Source organism: Nocardia ninae NBRC 108245, assembly GCF_007990755.1.
GTDB lineage: Bacteria > Actinomycetota > Actinomycetes > Mycobacteriales > Mycobacteriaceae > Nocardia > Nocardia ninae.
On the sequence record NZ_BJXA01000020.1, the window covers coordinates 107,870 to 126,656 of the forward strand.

Consider the following 18,787-nt stretch of genomic DNA (forward strand, 5'->3'; position numbering starts at 1 on the left):
AACCCCTGCATGACGCGTCCACACCGGCAATGATGCCTGTGTGGACGAGCAGAGTTACGTGCAGTCGCGGTTGGGCCTGCACGCGGCCGCGGAGTTGTTGATCGCAGGACCGCAGTACCGGCAATACGGAACGATCCGCCTACGCGCCGTACACCACGGCTTCGGCGGCGTGCAGTGGCCGGTGTCGGTCGTCGGCGCTGAACTCGTGTGGCCGGAAGGACGGGCAGCGCTTCGCGGGACCTACCGGGACATCGCGAAGCTGGCCGGATTCGAGCCGGAGGCGCCGAAGGAGCTGTACAAAGATACGACAGGGGTAGACCCCGACAGCTCGATGGAGATCGATCCCGCGGCAGCACGTCAGATCAGTGAGTGGTTCGCACTGGGGGACAAGGCATTGCGATGTCTGGCACCGGATATCACGCCGGTGCTGTGGCCGGAACACTTCGATCTGTCCAGCTCCGTCGGTGAGGTGAATTACGGTGTCTCACCGGGCGATGCCAGCCATCCGGCGCCCTACGCCTACGTCGGTCCTTGGAACCTACGCACCGGAGAATTCTGGAATGCCTCGTTCGGCGCGTTGCGCGAGCGCGCGGAAGTCGACACCGCGTCGAAACTGCTGGCATTCTTCGAACAAGGCCGGGCTGCAGCGGGCTGACCTGTCAGGACCCGTTCGTGCCAACCCGTTCGCCCTCCTGCGCAAGCGCATACAGATAGTCGGAAGTCACCGTGTCGGAAGGAAAATAGGCTTCCACCGCGATCTCATCGAGGGTGATGTCGAACGCGGCACCAAAGGTGGTGATCGTGTTGAAGAAGCACAATTCGGCGTCCCCATGCCGAATCCGAATCGGCAGCGCGACCTCCGCCGGATCGATCGGAACCGTCTCGCCCGCCGGATAATACGAGCTCAATTCGTCGTACAGGGCGCGCAGTTCGGCGTCACCAGTCTGCCCGGCCTGACGAGCCAGCCGCGGCAGCAGAAAACCACGCACCTGATCCAAGTTGCGTAGTCGCCGCGCGAAACCGTTGGGGTGCAGCCCGATCCGCATCATATTGATCGGCGCACGCAGCAGCATCGGATCCACCCCGTCGAAGAAGACGCGGGTGGCCGTGTTCGCGAACAACAGATTCCACCGGCGGTCGACCGCCAACGCGGGAAACGGCTCATGCACATCGAGCACCCGCCGAACGGCCTCCCGTGCCCGGGCCAACTCCGGATCGTCCGGCGACCGATGCCGGTAAACCGGCGCGTGCCCGGCCGCCAGCAACAGCCGGTTGCGTTCCCGCAGTGGAACATTCAAATGCTCGGCGAACCGTTCGACCATCACCGCGCTGGGTACGGTCCGCCCGGTCTCGACGAAACTCACGTGCCGGGACGAGATGTCGGCCTGAACGGACAGTTCGAGCTGACTCAGCCCGCGCCGCAGCCGCCACTCGCGCAGCAGCTCACCGACCGGACGATGCTCCTGATCCACCCGCCCAGTATCACCACCCGAGCGACCCCGCAGCCATTACATCCCTGGTAATCGACAGCCCGCCACCGCGACTGCCACGGTGGCCGCATGACAAACGACCTCGCCACCCGCAACAAGAACCTCGTCCTGCACGGCCTCGCGCAATTCGCCGACGGCAACCTCGACGGCATGCGTGCGCTGCTACACGAAGACTTCCGCGCCCACGCCCCCGGAAACCCCTCCGGCAGAGACGCTTTCCTCGAGTTCACCGCCAACTCGCCGATCGCCGCGTCCCGGCTCGACATCAAACGGGTGATCGCCGACGACGACTACGTGGCCGTGCACTACCACCTGATTCCGCGGGACGACCCGCGCGGCGCGGCCGTGGTCGACATCTGGCGGCTGGTCGACGGCATGATCACCGAACACTGGCATGCGCTGCAGCCGGTGCCGGACGAGGATCAGATTCCCAACGGCATGTTCTGAGAATCGCTAGCGCGCCATCCGGTTGTCCCCGGCCAGCCGGCCTCTGCGGATGAGCGCGCGCTTGGTGCCGGGAGCGATCGCGGCGGGGGTGAGCTGGGAGTCCGGATCGGGATCGTTGGGATTCGGCCGGACGAACAGCGTCACCGTGGCGGCAGGGGTGAACCCGCTGCGTGTCATCAATGCCGTCGACGCGGTGTTGCGGTCTTCCACATCGGTGACGATGCGCCGCGCACCGCGCGCGAACAATGCCTCCGAGCACACGTCGACCAGCCGCCGGGCGATGCCGTGGCCCTGCATGTCCGGTGCGACGGCGATCCATTCGAGATAGGCCCAGTCGTCGCGGTTCTCGAATTCCATGGACCCCAGCACGAAACCGACCACGCGGTCCGAATCGAGCGCGACCCAGCAGGCGTTGTCGGGGCTGTCGAGGTGTTCGGCGACCGAGGTCAGCGACCACGACGTGTAAGGCTTGGCGGTGACGTCGAAGACTTCGTGACCGAGATCGAGGACCTGGCGCAGGTGGCCGAGACCCATCGGGACGATCACTACGGCAGAATCCATGCCGACAGTTTGCCAGCCGGAAGCCGTCCTACCCTCAGGCCCCCTTGCGCGCCGCGGTCTTCTTGGCCGCCTTCTTCGCGGGCTTCGCGGTGCTCTTCGCAGCCGCCTTCTTGGCCGGGGTCTTCTTGGCTGCCGCCTTCTTGGCCGGCTTGGCCTTGCCGTTGTCGTCGCCGCTGCCCGCCGCGCGTCGGCCACTGGCCTCCAGGCTGCGCTGCAGGGCGGCGACCAGGTCGACCACCTCGGCGTCCATCTCCGCGGGCGCGGCCTCCGGCTGCTCGGGCACCTTGCCGGTGCCGCTGGCGATGGCCTCGTCGAGCAACCGTTTGAGCTCGATCTGGTACTCGTCGGTGAACTGATCCGGGTCGAAATCGTCGGACATGGTCTCGACCAGCGTCTCGGCCATCTTGATCTCTTGTGGCTTCGGCTCGGCGACCCCGTCCAGGGATTCGAACTCGACCTCGCGCACCTCGTCGGGCCACAGCAGCGTCTGCAGCACCAGCATTCCGTCGCGCACCCGCAGCGCCGCGAGCCTGGTCTTTTGCCGCAGCGTGAAGTGCACCAGCGCGGTGCGGTCGATGCGGTCCAGCGTCGTCGCCAGCAGCACATAGGCCTTGGGCGTGCTGGAATCGGGCTCGAGGTAGTAGCTCTTGTCGAACAGGATCGGGTCGATCTGCTCGTTCGGGACGAACTGCAGCACCGGGATCTCGTGCTTCTCGGCGGCGGGCAGTTTGGCGAAGTCCTCGTCGGTCAGGATGACCTTGTCGCCGTCGGGCGATTCATACGCCTTATCGATGTCGGCGTACTGCACGGACTTGCCGCACACCGTGCAGACGCGGTCGTATTTGATCCGACCGCCATCCTTGGCGTGCACCTGGTGGAATCGGATGTCGTGGTCCTCGGTCGCGGTATAGACCTTGACCGGGACATTCACCAGCCCGAACGCGATCGAGCCCTTCCAGATCGACCTCACTGCGCAATCCCCTCGACGCGGGTACCTCGTCCGCGGGGCCGCTGCGGCAGCGGCCCGGGACGGTTGAGTGCTGGACGGTAAGGCCCACTCATTCCTCCATGATGGCGGAACGCATTCGAATAGGCGAGCGAATCGGCATCCCGAGTGTCGCGGTTGCGACGCGCCGACGCTGTGTCGGCGGTAGCGACACGAACAGCGTCCGCATGGCGCTGACCATGCCATTCAGGTCGGTGCGGCCCGAAAGATACGCGCGTTGCGCGGCGGCAGGCAGGCCGAAGAATGCGTCGAAAAAAACCGGGAGGTCGGTCGGCGGCAAGGCGAGCAACGCCCGCAAACCGGCGGCCCGCAGTCGGTACACGGCCCGCGCCGACACGGGCCAGACCGCCGCTCCCGCCGCGACGGCGTCGGCCGCCGCGAGCGAGGCCGCCACGCTGTATCCGGTAGCTGGATGCGCGAATCCGCCCGCCGCGCCGAAGGTGCGTCGCCCCGGCCTGCCGCCTTCGACCGGGAACCGAACTCGCTCCACCCGCTCGGCGCCGGTGAGCTCGATGCCGCGGGAACGCAATCGGTGCACCAGCCGCTCGTGCAGCACGGTGCCGTCCAGCGCCGGCCGACCGGCAAGGCAGGTTTCCTCCAGCAGCATCTCGCCGCCGCCGAGCGGCACCGCATACAGAAACGACCGCGGCGCGTCCTCGGGCGCGCCGTTGTCCGCACGCCAGTCCATGAACAGCGGTGCGAGTCCCGCGCATCGCTGAGCATCGAGCACGAGCCCGTAGGCCGTCTGCTCGGCCAACGCGGGGGAGCGGGCAATGCCACGCGCATCGATGACTCGTTGCGCGCTCAGGAGCCGACCAGAGGCCAGCGACACCGTGCCGGAGGTGAGCTCCACCGCACGATCCGCAACGATCTCAGCCCCTGTCAGATCCAAGGACTCCCGCAGCCGAGCCGTATCGAGCACGACATAAGCCCGCTCGATGCGGTGCGCACGAGTTCCCCACGCCGTCGGCCGGTCGACCGTCGCCGCGATGGCCGTCGGCTGGAGCCACCCGGGCAACTCGTCCGCCCACGCCGCGTAGGTCGCCGTCCACCGACGATCCGGTGCGGGATCGACCACGATGACCGACAGCCCACGGGCCAGGCAGCGATGCGCCAGCGCCCGGCCGGCCGGGCCGAGTCCGCAAACGACGACATCCGCCGTCACGTCGAGGCCCTCGACATGTGCAGGCTCACCGTCCTCGGCGCTTCGGCACGCTCAGATGCCACCGGTGGACAGCAATCCGCCGTCCACCCGCACGGTCTCCCCGGTGATCCACGCCGCCTCGTCCGAGACCAGGAACCCGATCAGCCGCGCCACATCCTCCGGCGTGCCGAGCCGCTTCATCGGGTAGACGCTCGCCGCCCGCTCCTCGTCCTCGGCGTACAGCGCGTCGGCGAACTTCGTCTTGATCACGCCCGGTGCGACCGCGTTCACCCGGATCTTCGGCCCGAGCTGCCAGGCGAGTTCGTCGGTGAGCCGGATCAGCGCCGCCTTCGACGCGCCGTACGCGGCGATCACGCCGGACGAGCGGATGCCGGCGACGCTGGCGACGTTGACCACCGCGCCGCCGTGCTCACCCATCCACGCCTTGAACGCCTGCTGGATGTAGCCGAGCGCCGCGACGACGTTCACATCGAAGATCTTGCGCACCGCATCCAGGTCGGCCTCCATCAGCGACCCGAACACGGGGTTGATGCCGGTGTTGTTGATCAGGATGTCCACCGAACCGAACTCGGCCATCAGCCGGTCGATGGCGGCCGCGCGGTCTTCGGCATGTCCGGAGTTGCCTGCCAGCGCCACGACCTCACCCTGGTGGCCGAGGGCCCGCAGCTCGGCGGCGGTCTCGTCCAGCGGATCCTGCTTGCGCGCGGTGATCAGCACGTTCGCACCGCGGCTCAGCAGCTCCGCCGCGACGGCCTTACCGATACCCCGACTTGCCCCGCTCACCAGAGCGCTCTTGCCCAAAAGATCGTTACTCATGCCACGGCAGGTTACTCGGCGGTTCAGTTACGGCCGTCACACCCGAGTCGCCGCGGGTAAGAACGGTGTCCGAACCCAGGTAAAATCGGTGGTTCTTGTGTGTATCGGCGTCGCACAATCGAGTACTTACCGCCCAGCACCACTGATCCGCGAGGAGAAATCTGTGATCACCGCGACCGACCTGGAGGTCCGGGCCGGAGTCCGCACCCTGCTGTCGGCCCCCGGACCGGCCCTGCGGGTGCAGTCCGGCGACCGGATCGGACTGGTCGGGCGCAACGGTGCTGGCAAGACCACCACGCTGCGTATCCTGGCGGGCGAGGGCGAGCCGTATGCCGGAAAGATTTTGCGCTCCAGCGATATCGGCTACCTGCCGCAGGATCCGAAGGAGGGCAACCTCGACATCCTCGCCCGCGACCGGGTGCTCTCGGCCCGCGGCCTGGACACGCTGATCCGCGACATGGAAAAGCAGCAGGCGCTGATGGCAGAGGTTGCCGACGAGGCCGAACGCGACAAGGCGGTCCGCAAGTACGGCCGCCTGGAGGAGCGTTTCTCCGCGCTCGGCGGCTATGTCGCCGAGAGCGACGCCGCCCGCATTTGCAACAGCCTCGGCCTGCCCGATCGGGTGCTTGCCCAGGCACTGCGCACCCTGTCCGGCGGTCAGCGTCGGCGAATCGAGTTGGCGCGCATCCTGTTCGCCGCCTCCGACGGCAGCGGCGGGCGCTCCGACACCATCCTGCTGCTCGACGAGCCGACCAACCACCTCGACGCCGACTCGATCACCTGGCTGCGCGGCTTCCTGCAGAACCACGACGGCGGCCTGATCGTGATCAGCCACGACGTGGAACTGCTCGGCGACGTGGTGAACAAGGTGTGGTTCCTGGACGCAGTGCGCGGCGAGGCCGACGTCTACAACATGAGCTGGCAGAAGTACCTCGACGCCCGCGCCACCGACGAACAGCGTCGCCGTCGCGAACGCGCCAATGCCGAGAAGAAGGCGAGCGCGCTGCGCGTGCAGGCCGCCAAGCTCGGTGCCAAGGCCACGAAAGCCACTGCGGCACAGAACATGGCCAAGCGCGCCGACCGGTTGATCGCCGAGCTGGACGACGTGCGCGTGGCCGACAAGGTGGCCAGGATCAAGTTCCCCGAACCCGCCCCGTGCGGCAAGACGCCGTTGATGGCGGAGAACCTGACCAAGGTCTACGGCTCGCTGGAGATCTTCACCGGCGTCGACCTGGCCATCGACCGCGGCAGCCGGGTCGTGGTGCTCGGCCTCAACGGTGCGGGCAAGACCACGCTGCTGCGCATGCTCGCCGGGGTCGAACAGCCGACCGCAGGCAATCTGGTGCCCGGCCACGGCCTCAAGGTCGGCTACTTCGCGCAGGAGCACGACACCCTCGATGATCAGGCCACCGTGTGGGAGAACATCCGCCACGCCGCGCCGGACGCTGGGGAGCAGAACCTGCGCAGCCTCCTCGGCGCGTTCATGTTCACCGGTCCCCAGTTGGATCAGCCCGCGGGCACGTTGTCCGGTGGTGAGAAGACCCGTCTCGCGCTGGCCGGGCTGGTCTCCTCGGCCGCCAACGTGCTGCTGCTCGACGAGCCGACCAACAACCTGGATCCGGTATCGCGCGAGCAAGTACTCGACGCGCTGCGCACTTACGCGGGCGCGGTCGTCCTGGTGACACACGACCCGGGCGCCGCGGAAGCACTGTCGCCGGAGCGCGTGATCTTGCTACCGGACGGTACGGAAGACCATTGGTCCGCCGAATATTTGGAACTTATTCAGCTTGCGTGACTTTCATCACAAGAATCCGTTGATCACGGACCCTCGAGTGCTTAGCCTGGAAAGAGCTGCTCGGCGACTCGGAGGAAGCCATGAGCGACAGGCCAACGCAAGTCAAAGCCACCCTGGGTAAGGGAACACGCGTCACGGGGAAGTCCCGGGACCGCCTACAGACCCAGCTGAAGAAGCAGTACGAGGCAGGGGCGAGCATTCGCTCGCTGGCGCGAGCGACCGGTCGCTCCTACGGCTTCATCCACAATGTGCTGGTGGAGTCGCATGTGCAGCTCCGCAGCCGCGGCGGTGCGAACCGCCGTAAGAGCCAGTAGCGTCCGCAGAACTCGAAACCGGTTCGGACGGTATGTTTTTCGACCGAACCGATGAGTTCGTTTGCCCCGGACCGGCTGCACCATCGAGGCCACATCTCTCGAAAGAGGCCTCGGGTGCGGACGATACGGCCGCAGATGCTGGTGACGCTGGACGGCTACGCCGCCGGCCCGGACGGTGCGCTGGACTGGATCGAGGTCGACGACCCCGAACTGGACGCGTACCTCGCCGAGCTGCTCGGTGCGGTGACGCCCAGATCTTCGGCCGTGCCTCCTGCGCGCTGCTCGCCCAGTATTGGCCGGGCGCGCAACAGGATCCGGCCACGCCGGGCGACGCGCTGCCGGCACCACTGGTCAACGCGCTGCCGAAGATCGTGCTGTCCACCGAGCCGGACCCGGACCTGCCGTGGCAGCCCGCGCCCGGAAGACCTACCGCCGTCAGTAGCCGCTGACCGAGCCGTCGCCGTCGACGAGCAGGTTGGCGAGGCTGCGGAAAATGGGCAGGCCGGTCTTGATCTCCAGGTAGGCGAACTGGCCCTGCGGGTTGACCTCGAGGAAGTAGTACTCGCCGTCGAGGCCGAGCCGAATGTCCAAGACGCCGAAGGACAATCCGAGCGCACCCATCAGCGTGGCGAGCGATTTACTCACCGACGCGGGCAGATGCTCGGGCACGAAATCGACCGAGGTGTCCAGGCGGGAGTCGACCCGGCCGACGCCGGCCTGCGAGTCGATGCGCACCGTCCATTCGACACCGTCCACCCAGACGACCCGCAGATCGCATTCGGCGTCGATGTAATCCTGGAAGGTGGTCGGCGCGGCGCGGATGCTCGCGAGCCTGCCGTAGTCGGCCTCGGTGATGATCCTGGTCTCCGCGAACTCGGCGCGGCTGGTCCCGGTGCGCTTGTAAACGACTGGGCCGGGCCGGGATTCGGCGAAACTGCGGGCCTCGTCCGGATCGTTGGTGATCAGCGTCTCCGGCACGGCGAACCCGGCCCGCAGCGCCGTCTCCAACTGCACGATCTTGCGGGCCGCGGTGCGGTCGGCGCCGGGGTCGTTGATCCAGTTGGCCGGAATGGACCAGAGCATGCCCTGGATGAAGCTGTCGCATTCGGCCTGGCGGTACTCGTCGTCGGTGGCGCGGACCCCGCCGGGCACCTGGCACGGATGCGGGCGGCGCCACCAGACCGAGCGTACGTCGTCGAGTCCGATGAGGTGCGAGAGCGAGCGTGCGGTGCCGAGCCGATCCAGCCGGAAACTGCCCGACTCGCGCGGGAAGTCGCGCAGGTCGAGGTGAATCGCGCTGAGCGCGTGATGCTCTCGCAGCGTCGCCGCCATGGCGGTGGCGTGCAGATCGTCGGATTCCGACACTATGAGGACCGAGCTCGCCCGGCGTGCCGTCATGCGCGCACCGCTCAGTCGAGACTGTCGCAGTTGATGCCGTCGTCGCTGGTCGCGAACGACTTGGTCTGGCAGTAGGTGTAGGTGGCGCCGTGCGCGCCGGTGAGGTCGACGATGTTCAGGCGCTCGGCCCAACGCTCGGTGAGCTGCCGCAATTCCTCGTCGCCGCGCGCCGGGGACGGCGTCTCCGGAATGGTCATCGGCCGATCGACCAGATCGATGCGCATCTTGCGGGTGAAATCGGCGGTCGCACCGGCGCGGATGTCCACCACCACCTGGCGGCCGACGCGCACGGCACCGACGTCGCCGGCCGCGCTGACTCTGCCGGTCCGGGGTGCGGTGCCGTCGGGCAATGTCGTGATGCCGTCGGGCACGCAGGACAGTCCGTCGGTCAGCGGCGAATCGAGCACGCGCACGACGTCGGACCGACGGAAAGTCCACGTTCCCTCGGGCACCCGCACGGTGATATCTCGTTCCGACTCCGCGACCAGCACACCCCGCAGCGGAGCAACGCGGTCACTCTTCGGCGCGGTTCCGGGAAGGCGGAGTGCGTCGGTCATAGCTCATTCTCCGATCTGAATCCGATCTGCTCGCGATTTGCCACGACCCCCGAGCGTGACTTGGATCATAACGCGCAGCTCGGCTGGATCGGATCGGTTCGAGAGATTTCACGGCCGGTGGCAAACCGAATTTCGGAACCGGATGCGCTAGCGCCGAAAGATTTTCGGTGCTCCGGACATGGTTCGAGCGCAACCGGTGAGCTATTTCCGGATGGAAAAATTGAGCCATATATTGCTCAGGGTTGGCGGCTGTGCATCCGCACTTGCCGATTCAAAGTCCGAGCAGGTCGGGCCGCTCGGCCAGCTCCGCGAAGCGTTCGCCCGGCGCGGCGACGAGCTTACGGGTGGTGAGGTCGAGCAGGCCGGTAATCGTCGATATCTCGGCCGCGACAGTGCCGTCGAGTTTGCGGATCTCGTGCCGGAACACAAACGTCTTGCCGGTCAGCCATTCGAAGTCGACCGAAACGGTCACCTCGTCGCCGCCGCGCAGCTCCCGTAGATACTTGATGGTGTTTTCCAGCACGACCGGTCCGACGCCGCTGGCGACGAGCTTTTCCTGCGGTGCGCCCGCGGCCCGCATGAGCTCCCAGCGGGCGTGCTCGGCGTATTGCAGATACACGGCCTGGTTGAGGTGGCCTTGCGTGTCGAGTTCATAGCCGCGGACGACGATCGGGACGGAAAAGGTCATCTCCTGCAAACCTCCTGCGCGGCCGGAGTTGTTCCGACCTGCATCGACGGGTTGATCACAGTCGGATTGTGCACGACCCTCAGCGGCGGTTGGCGTTGCGCTCGGCCCACCAATTCGGCGCGTCGACGAAGTGGTTGTCGAATTCCTCCTGCGCGGCGGCGAGATCGGCGAGGGTGGATTCGCCCTTGGCGATGCGGTCCAGCAGCCGGAAGTACTCGAAGCGCTGCACGCCGGGCAGTAGCGCGATCATGATGCGCGCGGAGCTCTCGGGCGTGGCGCCGAAGGCGTGCGGCATGAACTTCGGCACCACGATCGAGCCGCCCGCGCCGACGGTGACGACCCGGTCGCCGGCCAGCAGTTGCAGTTCGCCGTCCGCGACGTAGAACAGCTCGTCGGAACTGGTGTGGTAGTGCGGCGCTGCGCCGTCGGCGCCGGGCTGCATGGTGACTTCGAGGGTGCTCAGCGCGCCGTCGGTGTCGGAGGCGTCGAGCAGTAGCCGCACGGTGACCGCGTCGGTGCCGAGTGTCTCGGCGTCCTGGGGCCGGCGGATGGCGACGTCGGTGCGGGGTGTGGTGGTGCTCATGGGATCTCCAGGTAGTTCGCCGGTTTATAATTCGCTACCGAACTATATCTCAGCGAATAGAATCCTGTCCATGGTGGAGACGCGGCAACTGATTTCGCATGCACATGGCTGACGCACCCGAGCCGGCACCGGCCTCTGTTCGGAAGGGCGCGACCGGCAAAGGTCGTGACGGGATGGACGACCCTGTCGACGCGATCGTCGCGCAGTGGCGGCGCGAACGACCCGACCTCGAACTGGAGGCCATGGCGATCGTCGGCCGCCTCGGCAGGCTGCTCGTCGTGGCGCAACGGGTGATCGAAGAGGTCTTCACCGCCCACGGCTTGCAGCGCGGCGAATTCGATGTGCTCGCCGCCCTGCGCCGTTCCGGCGAACCGTTCGAACTCAACCCGTCCGTGCTCGCCGACACGCTGATGCTCTCCCGCGCGGGCATGACCGGCCGCCTCGACCGGCTCGAATCCGCAGGCCTGGTCCGCCGCATCGCCGACCCCGCCGACCGCCGCGCCGTGCGCGTCGCCCTGACCGACGACGGCGGCAAGCTTGTCGACAAGGTCGTCACAGCACACACCGAGAACGAAACCCGCATGCTGTCGGTACTTTCCGCACACGACCGCCGCGAACTCGACCGCATCGCCCGCGCACTGCTCGGCAGTCTGGAGCCGGGGGAGTAGTCGCTCGAGCCTCGACCGCTATGCCACCGCCGTTCGCTGGATCATCGGCTGTGCCACCGCAGGGCCGGGTGGTCGGGACGGGCTGTACTCCGGCCACAGGCGCGGTGGTGACCGGATGCCCACGACTACACTAAAGCCAACTGCGAGTCAAAGGTGTCCCGCGGCAATGGATTTCGTCTACTGTCCGCCTTCGAGTCGTTAGTCTTTGGGTGAGCGGCCGATCCGCCTGCGCGGTCGGCTGGAGCGAACACACACCGGAAGGTGGGACGCGGTGGTGCCGGAAATGGATCGCGCGGAGTTCTTGTCTTGGCTGGCCCGAGGTGCGGTAGGGGCGGTGGCGGGTGGACTGCTGGCCCAGTCCGCGGCGAGCGCGGACCCCGGTGCATCGGCCCCGATCACGGTGCTTTCCGGCGCGACGGTGATCGATGGCACCGGGTCGCCGCCGATGCCGGACACGACGATCGTGCTCGCCGCGGATCGGATCCTCGCCGTGGGCCGGTATCCGGACCTGCCGGGGCTGCCCGCCGTGCGAACCCTGAATCTGGCCGGCAAATTCGTCATCCCCGGCCTGTGGGACATGCACACCCATATGGCGCAGGCGGAGCACACCTTTCCGCCACTGCACGTCGTGCACGGTGTCACCGGTATCCGGGAGATGTGGGGCTTTCCCGAGATCCACGACCTGCGGCGGCGCATCGAACAGGGCACGGTGCTCGGCCCGCGAATCGTGCTGGCGAGCAGCATCATCGACGGACCGCCCGGCATCTGGCCCGGTTCGACGGTGGTGTCGACCGAGGACGAAGCGCGGGCGGCCGTCCGGCGGAGCAAGCACGAGGGCGCCGACTTCGTGAAGGTCTACTCGCTGCTGACCCGTGAGACATTCACAGCCATCGCGGACGAGTCACGCAGGGCCGGCTTGCCTTTCGCCGGTCACGTGCCGCACCGCATCCCGGTGGCCGAGGCCGTCGAGCTCGGGCAGCACACCATCGAGCACCTGTACGGCATGCTGTTGTCCACCTCTTCGCGGACACCCGAGTTCTACGCGGAGATCAATGCCGGACCGGTGGATCCGAATGCGCAGCGAGCGGATCGGGCCCGGATGGAACGCGCGGCGGCGGACTCGCACAGTCCCGAAGTCGCCGCGGCGTTGTTCGATCTGATGATCCGGCGCGGTGTCTGGCAATCGCCGACCTTGGTTGTCCTGGAACGGTTGGCGACCGGTGTGGCGCCCGGGCGTCCGGACGACGAGCGGTTGCGCTACCTGCCGGACTTCCTGCGCCAGTTCTGGCAGCAACGGACCGGCCCCGAGCCCGACGCCGCAGAGGTCACCATGCTGCGACGCAACTTCGACTCGCGGCTCGAACTGCTCGGGGCGATGAACGCCGCGGGCGTCGGCATCGTCGCGGGCACCGACGCGGGCAATCCTTTTGTGTTTCCCGGGTTTTCGCTGCACGAGGAGCTGGAATTCTTGGTGCGGGCGGGGCTTTCGCCCATGCAGGCGCTGCAGTCCGCCACCCGCAACGCCGCACGATGTGCCGGGCTGGACGCGGTCAGTGGCACCGTCGAAGTGGGCAAGCACGCGGATCTTGTTGTCCTGGACAGTGATCCGCTCGCCGATATCGGCAATACCCGGCGGATCCACGCGGTGGTCTGCCGGGGCCGATATCTGGATCCCGCAGATCGGGAACGCATTCTGCGGGAGGTCGAGGCGGCTGCGCAGATCGAGTATCCGGCGCTGCCGACCGGTGGTCTGGGATTCGGCTCGTGTTGCGGCTAGGCCCTGCGTCGAAGCCTCATCCAGCCCCCTGATGTCCGGACTCCGACGCAGCGGCATCGGCGTGGTTGCGCATGCGCCGCCGTCCGCAGACGGCGCTCAGTCCCGCCGACGCACCGAAGCTTCGACGAGATCCAGTACCGCGGTGAGGTTTTCGTTGGTGTGCCCGGATGCGATGCGGGCGATGAGGCCGTCCAGGACCAGGTCGAGGTAACCGAGCAGCACGTCGGTGGGGACGTCGTCGCGTAGGGCGCCCGCTGCTTTGCGGCGTTCCAGCCGGGCCAGCGTCGCGGCGGTGAGTTCGGCGGAGCGCTGCGTCCAGCCTGCGCGGAATTCGGGATCGGTGCGAAGGCGGCGCGCGATCTCCAAGCGGGTGCCGAGCCAATTGAATTGCTCTGGGTGGGCGAGCATGTCACGCATGACGCCGACGATGCCCTGGTTGGCCGCCACGTCGGCCATCCGCTCTGCGTCTTCCTGCGCCAGCGCGAGGAACAGTGCGTCCTTGTCCCGGAAGTGGTGGAAGATCGCGCCGCGGGACAGGCCGATCTCTTCCTCGAGGCGGCGCACCGTGGCGCCCTCGTACCCGTATTCGGCAAAGCATCGCCGCGCCCCGTCGAGAATCTGGCTGCGCCGGGCGGCGAGGTGATCATCACTGACTTTGGGCATAGCGGACGTGCTCCTCCAAGAGGTGTGAGAAGTCCGCGCACCGCGAAAACGCGGTGCGCGGACTCTCGACTAACGGCGAGTGCGTGATCAGCCGCGAATCATGTTGCGCAGCACGTACTGCAGGATGCCGCCGTTGCGGTAGTAATCGGCCTCACCGGGGGTGTCGATCCGCACCACCGCGTCGAAGGTGATCTTCTCACCGTTCTCCTTGGTGGCGGTGACCTTCAGGGTCTTCGGAGTCGCACCCTCGTTCAGCTTGGTGATGCCCTCGATGTCGAAGGTCTCGGTGCCGTCCAGGTTCAGCGACGCGGCCGACTCGCCGGCCGGGAACTGCAGCGGGATGACGCCCATGCCGATGAGGTTCGAGCGGTGGATGCGCTCGAAGGACTCGGTGATGACGGCCTTCACGCCGAGCAGCGAGGTGCCCTTGGCCGCCCAGTCGCGCGAGGAACCCGAGCCGTACTCCTTGCCGCCCAGCACGACCAGCGGGATGCCCGCGGCCTGATAGTTCTGCGAGGCGTCGTAGATGAAGGCCTGCGGGCCGCCGTCCTGGGTGAAGTCGCGGGTGTAACCGCCCGAGACGTCGTCGAGGAGCTGGTTGCGCAGCCGGATGTTGGCGAAGGTGCCGCGGATCATCACCTCGTGGTTACCGCGACGCGAGCCGTAGGAGTTGTAGTCCTTGCGCTCGACGCCGTTGGACTCCAGGTACTGCGCGGCCGGGGTGCCCGGCTTGATGTTGCCCGCGGGGGAGATGTGGTCGGTGGTGACCGAATCGCCCAGATAGGCAAGCACTCGCGCGCCCTTGATGTCGGTGACCGGCTCCGGGTTCTGCGGCATGCCGTCGAAGTACGGGGGCTTGCGCACGTAGGTGGACTGCGGATCCCAGTCGAAGGTCTTGCCCTCGGGGGTCTCCAGCCCGCGCCAGCGCTCGTCGCCCTTGAACACGTCGGCGTAGGACTTGATGAACATGTCCTGGCTGATCGCGGAGCCGATGGTCTCCTCGATCTCCTTCGGCGACGGCCAGATGTCCTTCAGGAAGACGTCGTTGCCGTCGGAGTCCTGGCCCAGCGGGTCGGTCTCGAAGTCGAAGTCCATCGTTCCGGCGAGCGCGTAGGCGATGACCAGCGGCGGGGAGGCCAGGTAGTTCATCTTCACGTCGGGGGAGATGCGGCCTTCGAAGTTTCGGTTGCCCGAGAGCACCGCGGTGACCGAGAGGTCGTGGTCGTTGATCGCCTTCGACACGGCTTCCGGCAGCGGGCCGGTGTTGCCGATGCAGGTGGCGCAGCCGTAGCCGACCAGGAAGAAGCCGAGCTTCTCCAGGTAGGGCCACAGGCCTGCCTTGTTGTAGTAGTCGTTGACGACCTGCGAACCCGGCGCCATGGAGGTCTTGACCCACGGCTTGGAGGTCAGGCCCTTCTCGACGGCGTTGCGCGCGAGCAGCGCGGCGCCGAGCATGACCGACGGGTTGGAGGTGTTGGTGCAGGAGGTGATCGAGGCGACCACCACGGCGCCGTGGTCGAGCACGAAGTCGCCGTACTCCTCCGAGGACACCTTGACCGGCTTGCTCGGCCGGCCGACGGCGCCGTTCGCGGCGGACGGGACCAGCACCGCGTCGTCGTCGGCGAAGGACAGCACGGCCGGATCGCTGGCCGGGAAGGACTCCTCGATGGCCTCGTCCAGGTGCGTGTGCGGGGTGGCGGCGGCGGGGCTGCCCTCCGCGTCGCTGGTGTAGTTGTGGATGTCCTTGCGGAACGCGGTCTTGGACTCCGACAACAGGATTCGGTCCTGCGGACGCTTCGGGCCCGCGATGGAGGGCACCACGTCGCCGAGGTCGAGCTCCATGTACTCCGAGTACACCGGCTCGTGCTCGGCGTCGTGCCACATGCCCTGTTCCTTGGCGTACGCCTCGACCAGTGCGAGCTGGTCGTCGGTGCGGCCGGTCAGGCGCAGGTAGTCGATGGTCACCTCGTCGATCGGGAAGATCGCTGCGGTGGAACCGAATTCGGGGCTCATGTTGCCCAGGGTGGCGCGGTTCGCCAGCGGCACCTCGGCGACGCCCTTGCCGTAGAACTCGACGAACTTGCCGACCACGCCGTGCTTGCGCAGCATGTCGGTGACGGTGAGCACCACGTCGGTGGCGGTGACGCCGGGCTTGATCTCACCGGTCAGCTTGAAGCCGACGACGCGCGGGATCAGCATGGAGACGGGCTGGCCGAGCATGGCCGCCTCGGCCTCGATACCGCCGACGCCCCAACCCAATACGCCGAGGCCGTTGACCATCGTGGTGTGCGAGTCGGTGCCGACGCAGGTGTCCGGGTAGGCCTGGCCGTTGCGGACCATCACGGTGCGGGCCAGGTGCTCGATGTTGACCTGGTGCACGATGCCGGTGCCCGGGGGGACGACCTTGAAGTCGTCGAACGCGCCCTGGCCCCAGCGCAGGAACTGGTAACGCTCACGGTTGCGGGAGTATTCGATGTCGACGTTGCGCTCGAGCGCGTCGGCGCGGCCGAACACGTCGATGATCACCGAGTGGTCGATGACCATCTCGGCGGGCGCGAGCGGGTTGACCTTGTTCGGGTCGCCGCCGAGGGTGGCCACGGCCTCGCGCATGGTGGCGAGGTCGACGATGCAGGGCACGCCGGTGAAGTCCTGCATGATCACCCGGGCCGGGGTGAACTGGATCTCGATGCTCGGCTCGGCCGACGGGTCCCAGTCCGCGATGGCGCGAATGTGATCGGCGGTGATGTTCGCGCCGTCCTCGGTGCGGAGCAGGTTCTCCGCGAGGACCTTGAGTGCGTAGGGGAGTTTCTCGGTGCCGGGCACGGCGGAGAGGCGGAAGATCTCGTAGGAGTTGCTTCCGACCTCGAGGGTGCCCTTGGCGCCGAAAGTATCGATACTTGTCGTCACGTCAGCTCCACTCGTCTGTGAGGGTTGGTCGTCGGCGGGGCTGTGCCGGCGACCGAGTCTTTGCAGGTGCTCCAGCGCCGGAGGGCGCCGGTTCCTCGCGCTACGACCTTAACAGTACGCTTGTCCTGTGAGGCGCACGGGGGCGGCTGGGGTACCGGACACGACCGCCCACAGCGATCCACGCCGGGGCGCGTCGCGTGCCGTGTGCGCGTGCTCCGACTCTCCGTCGCGTACTGTGCTTTCGGAGCCAGCCGGGTGGCGTTGAGCTCACCTTGCAGTGTTGGATGCACGTCGCTTCGGATGCCGATGCGGCTCGACAGACCGGATGGAAGATGACCGTCTCGCACACCTCGGTTTTCACACCCATGGCCGCCGGCCTGCCGCCGAACATCACCGAGGACACCGTCACCACCATCAATGCCGACCTGGCCGACAATCACGTCGCCACGGTAGACGGCAAGGATCAGACGGAGTTGGCCGCGGTCGCCGCCGACGCGCGGGCGGACGGCATCGCGCTGAGCATCGTGGTCGTTCCCGGTAATCCAGGCCACGATTCGAGCCTACGGGACCTGGCCACCGAGGTCGGCAAGACCCAGCACGGCACCGTGGTGGTGCTGAGCGACGACTGGGTCGGCACCTACAGCGACACCATCTCCCGGGTCCGCCTGGAGTGGGCCGAGGACACCGCGAAGTTCAAGGGCGGCGCGCACTCCGCCGAAGCCGCACGGCTTTTCGTGGACAAGCTGGAGCAGCCGGAGAGCGTGTCCTATACCGCGATCACCGGTGTGTTGCTCGTTGGCACCGCTGCCGTCGTGGCCGGGCTCTACTTCGTGAAGTCGCGTCGGCGCGGCGAACCCGCCACGCCGGTGGACGTTTCCGGCGCCGACCCGCGCTAGGGACCTCTCCCGCATAGCTGGTTTCGAACCAGCTACTTTCCCTGACGACCGGTATGTTCTACCGGCTGGAAACCTTTGCCATATCCGGCTAATTCCAGGCAAAGGAAAAATTACCCGCCTGACATTCTGTGGCTGGAGTTCCCTTGGTGACGGAAGTGTCGTATGGTCGTGTAGTTGCTGATGGGGAAGAAGGGTTGTCAGGGGTTATCTGCCGACCATCGCCCGTGTTAGAGCGCTTGCGAGTCTGCGGGCACGGGGCCGCTGGTCCGGTCGATGCTCACGAGCGTTGCCGGAGTCGGGTCCTTGGGAGGTGCGATGCGCAATCACCGCGAGGTGGCCTATCGGCGTCCACTGGCGATCGCTCTGGGGTTGCTGATGACTACCGCCCTGCTCCTGGCCGGTCCCGCGGTCGCGGTGCCGCCCGCCCCGCCGAACCCGAGTGACGGCGAGATCGCCGACGCCGGAGCACAAGTCGACGCGGGCGTGACCGAGGTCGGTGCGCTGATCAATCAGGTCGCGGTGGTCGACCAGCAGCTGCAGCAGCTCGACGGTGAGGTCGCCCGCAAGCGCGAAGAGGTGAACAAGGCCCTCGTCGACTTGCAGAACGCGCGGGACGCCGCCGACGCGGCCGCCGCCTTCGTCGTGCAGACCGAGCGCGAATTGGCCGATGCCGGAACACGAGTCGGCGCGGCCCGGCGCAACTTCGACCAGTTCGCGGCCCAGGCCTACACCCGCCCGGCCGCCGAATCGATGGTCGTCTACCTAGCCGCGGCCACCCCGGCCGCCGCCCTCGACCAGGCCCAATTGCTAGCCCTGGTCTCGAAAAACCAGCAGCAGGTGCTCGACGGCCTACGCCGCGCCCAGGTCGACCAGGGCAACAAGAATTCCAGTGCGCGCCAAGCGAAGTCGGCGGCCGACGCGGCCGCAGCCGCCGCCGAGCAGGCCAAGATCGACGCCGAGCACGCCGTCGCCGCCGCTAAAGCCGCGCTGGACCAGCAGACCGTGCAGCGCGACAACCTATTACGCCAGCGTCAGGATGCGCAGGGCCGCTTGGAC

18 protein-coding genes and 1 pseudogene are annotated in these 18,787 nt (G+C 67.2%); 8 read left to right on the plus strand and 11 right to left on the minus strand.

All coding sequences use genetic code 11. The features are described from left to right. Positions 1-40: 40 nt before the first annotated feature. On the plus strand, positions 41-655 hold the full coding sequence (locus NN4_RS17135; protein WP_147131970.1) for a hypothetical protein: 615 nt from the start codon (positions 41-43) through the stop codon (positions 653-655). Between the two features lie 4 nt (positions 656-659). Here NN4_RS17135 and NN4_RS17140 read toward each other — a convergent pair whose 3' ends face one another. Next, positions 660-1,472 carry a helix-turn-helix domain-containing protein gene (locus NN4_RS17140; RefSeq protein ID WP_147131973.1) on the minus strand — a complete coding sequence of 271 codons (813 nt, stop codon included), beginning with the start codon at positions 1,470-1,472 and terminating at the stop codon, positions 660-662. A gap of 87 nt (positions 1,473-1,559) precedes the next feature. On the opposite strand from NN4_RS17140, the gene NN4_RS17145 reads away from it, so the two are divergent. Next, positions 1,560-1,937, plus strand: a complete 378-nt coding sequence (locus tag NN4_RS17145; RefSeq protein ID WP_147131978.1) for a nuclear transport factor 2 family protein — start codon at positions 1,560-1,562, stop codon at positions 1,935-1,937. Between the two features lie 6 nt (positions 1,938-1,943). Here the strand turns inward: NN4_RS17145 and NN4_RS17150 are convergent, their stop codons facing one another. From NN4_RS17150 to NN4_RS17165, 4 genes are all read right to left on the minus strand, one after another. Beyond that, positions 1,944-2,498 (minus strand): GNAT family N-acetyltransferase, encoded by a 555-nt coding sequence (locus tag NN4_RS17150; protein WP_107657838.1) that lies wholly within the window; start codon positions 2,496-2,498, stop codon positions 1,944-1,946. A gap of 34 nt (positions 2,499-2,532) precedes the next feature. Beyond that, positions 2,533-3,468 (minus strand): non-homologous end joining protein Ku, encoded by a 936-nt coding sequence (ku, locus tag NN4_RS17155; RefSeq protein WP_147131981.1) that lies wholly within the window; start codon positions 3,466-3,468, stop codon positions 2,533-2,535. An 88-nt stretch (positions 3,469-3,556) separates the two neighbouring features. After that, positions 3,557-4,669: a lycopene cyclase family protein gene (locus NN4_RS17160; RefSeq protein ID WP_147131983.1), complete on the minus strand. Its 1,113-nt coding sequence runs from the start codon at positions 4,667-4,669 to the stop codon at positions 3,557-3,559. A gap of 51 nt (positions 4,670-4,720) precedes the next feature. Next, positions 4,721-5,485, minus strand: coding sequence for an SDR family oxidoreductase (locus NN4_RS17165; RefSeq protein ID WP_107657835.1), 765 nt, complete (start codon positions 5,483-5,485; stop codon positions 4,721-4,723). A 163-nt stretch (positions 5,486-5,648) separates the two neighbouring features. On the opposite strand from NN4_RS17165, the gene NN4_RS17170 reads away from it, so the two are divergent. Then, positions 5,649-7,280 (plus strand): ABC-F family ATP-binding cassette domain-containing protein, encoded by a 1,632-nt coding sequence (locus NN4_RS17170; RefSeq protein ID WP_135231940.1) that lies wholly within the window; start codon positions 5,649-5,651, stop codon positions 7,278-7,280. An 80-nt stretch (positions 7,281-7,360) separates the two neighbouring features. Next, positions 7,361-7,594 (plus strand): helix-turn-helix domain-containing protein, encoded by a 234-nt coding sequence (locus NN4_RS17175; protein WP_040736162.1) that lies wholly within the window; start codon positions 7,361-7,363, stop codon positions 7,592-7,594. 435 nt (positions 7,595-8,029) lie between these two features. On the opposite strand, the gene NN4_RS17180 is transcribed toward NN4_RS17175, so the two are convergent. The 4 genes from NN4_RS17180 to NN4_RS17195 form a co-directional block, all read right to left on the minus strand. Then, on the minus strand, positions 8,030-8,992 hold the full coding sequence (locus NN4_RS17180) for an MvdC/MvdD family ATP grasp protein (protein WP_147131988.1): 963 nt from the start codon (positions 8,990-8,992) through the stop codon (positions 8,030-8,032). An 11-nt stretch (positions 8,993-9,003) separates the two neighbouring features. After that, positions 9,004-9,549, minus strand: a complete 546-nt coding sequence (locus NN4_RS17185) for a hypothetical protein (RefSeq protein ID WP_107657833.1) — start codon at positions 9,547-9,549, stop codon at positions 9,004-9,006. A gap of 271 nt (positions 9,550-9,820) precedes the next feature. Next, positions 9,821-10,237 (minus strand): acyl-CoA thioesterase, encoded by a 417-nt coding sequence (locus tag NN4_RS17190; protein WP_135231936.1) that lies wholly within the window; start codon positions 10,235-10,237, stop codon positions 9,821-9,823. Positions 10,238-10,316: 79 nt separating this feature from the next. Further along, the gene (locus NN4_RS17195; protein WP_147131991.1) at positions 10,317-10,820 is read right to left on the minus strand and encodes a cupin domain-containing protein; all 504 of its coding nucleotides are present in this window, start codon (positions 10,818-10,820) and stop codon (positions 10,317-10,319) included. A 173-nt stretch (positions 10,821-10,993) separates the two neighbouring features. Here NN4_RS17195 and NN4_RS17200 point away from each other — a divergent pair, with 173 nt between their 5' ends. Further along, positions 10,994-11,488, plus strand: a complete 495-nt coding sequence (locus tag NN4_RS17200) for a MarR family winged helix-turn-helix transcriptional regulator (RefSeq protein ID WP_147131993.1) — start codon at positions 10,994-10,996, stop codon at positions 11,486-11,488. 283 nt (positions 11,489-11,771) lie between these two features. After that, complete coding sequence (locus tag NN4_RS17205; protein WP_246180923.1) at positions 11,772-13,265, plus strand: amidohydrolase family protein; 1,494 nt, start codon at positions 11,772-11,774, stop codon at positions 13,263-13,265. Positions 13,266-13,361: 96 nt separating this feature from the next. On the opposite strand, the gene NN4_RS17210 is transcribed toward NN4_RS17205, so the two are convergent. Next, the gene (locus NN4_RS17210; RefSeq protein WP_147132001.1) at positions 13,362-13,928 is read right to left on the minus strand and encodes a TetR/AcrR family transcriptional regulator; all 567 of its coding nucleotides are present in this window, start codon (positions 13,926-13,928) and stop codon (positions 13,362-13,364) included. An 87-nt stretch (positions 13,929-14,015) separates the two neighbouring features. Continuing rightward, positions 14,016-16,835 carry an aconitate hydratase gene (locus tag NN4_RS17215; protein ID WP_147132004.1) on the minus strand — a complete coding sequence of 940 codons (2,820 nt, stop codon included), beginning with the start codon at positions 16,833-16,835 and terminating at the stop codon, positions 14,016-14,018. Positions 16,836-17,167: 332 nt separating this feature from the next. On the opposite strand from NN4_RS17215, the gene NN4_RS17220 reads away from it, so the two are divergent. Then, positions 17,168-17,731, plus strand: coding sequence for an Rv1476 family membrane protein (locus tag NN4_RS17220; RefSeq protein WP_147132007.1), 564 nt, complete (start codon positions 17,168-17,170; stop codon positions 17,729-17,731). 315 nt (positions 17,732-18,046) lie between these two features. Continuing rightward, a pseudogene (locus NN4_RS17225) lies at positions 18,047-18,787 on the plus strand (NlpC/P60 family protein); the annotation flags it as partial.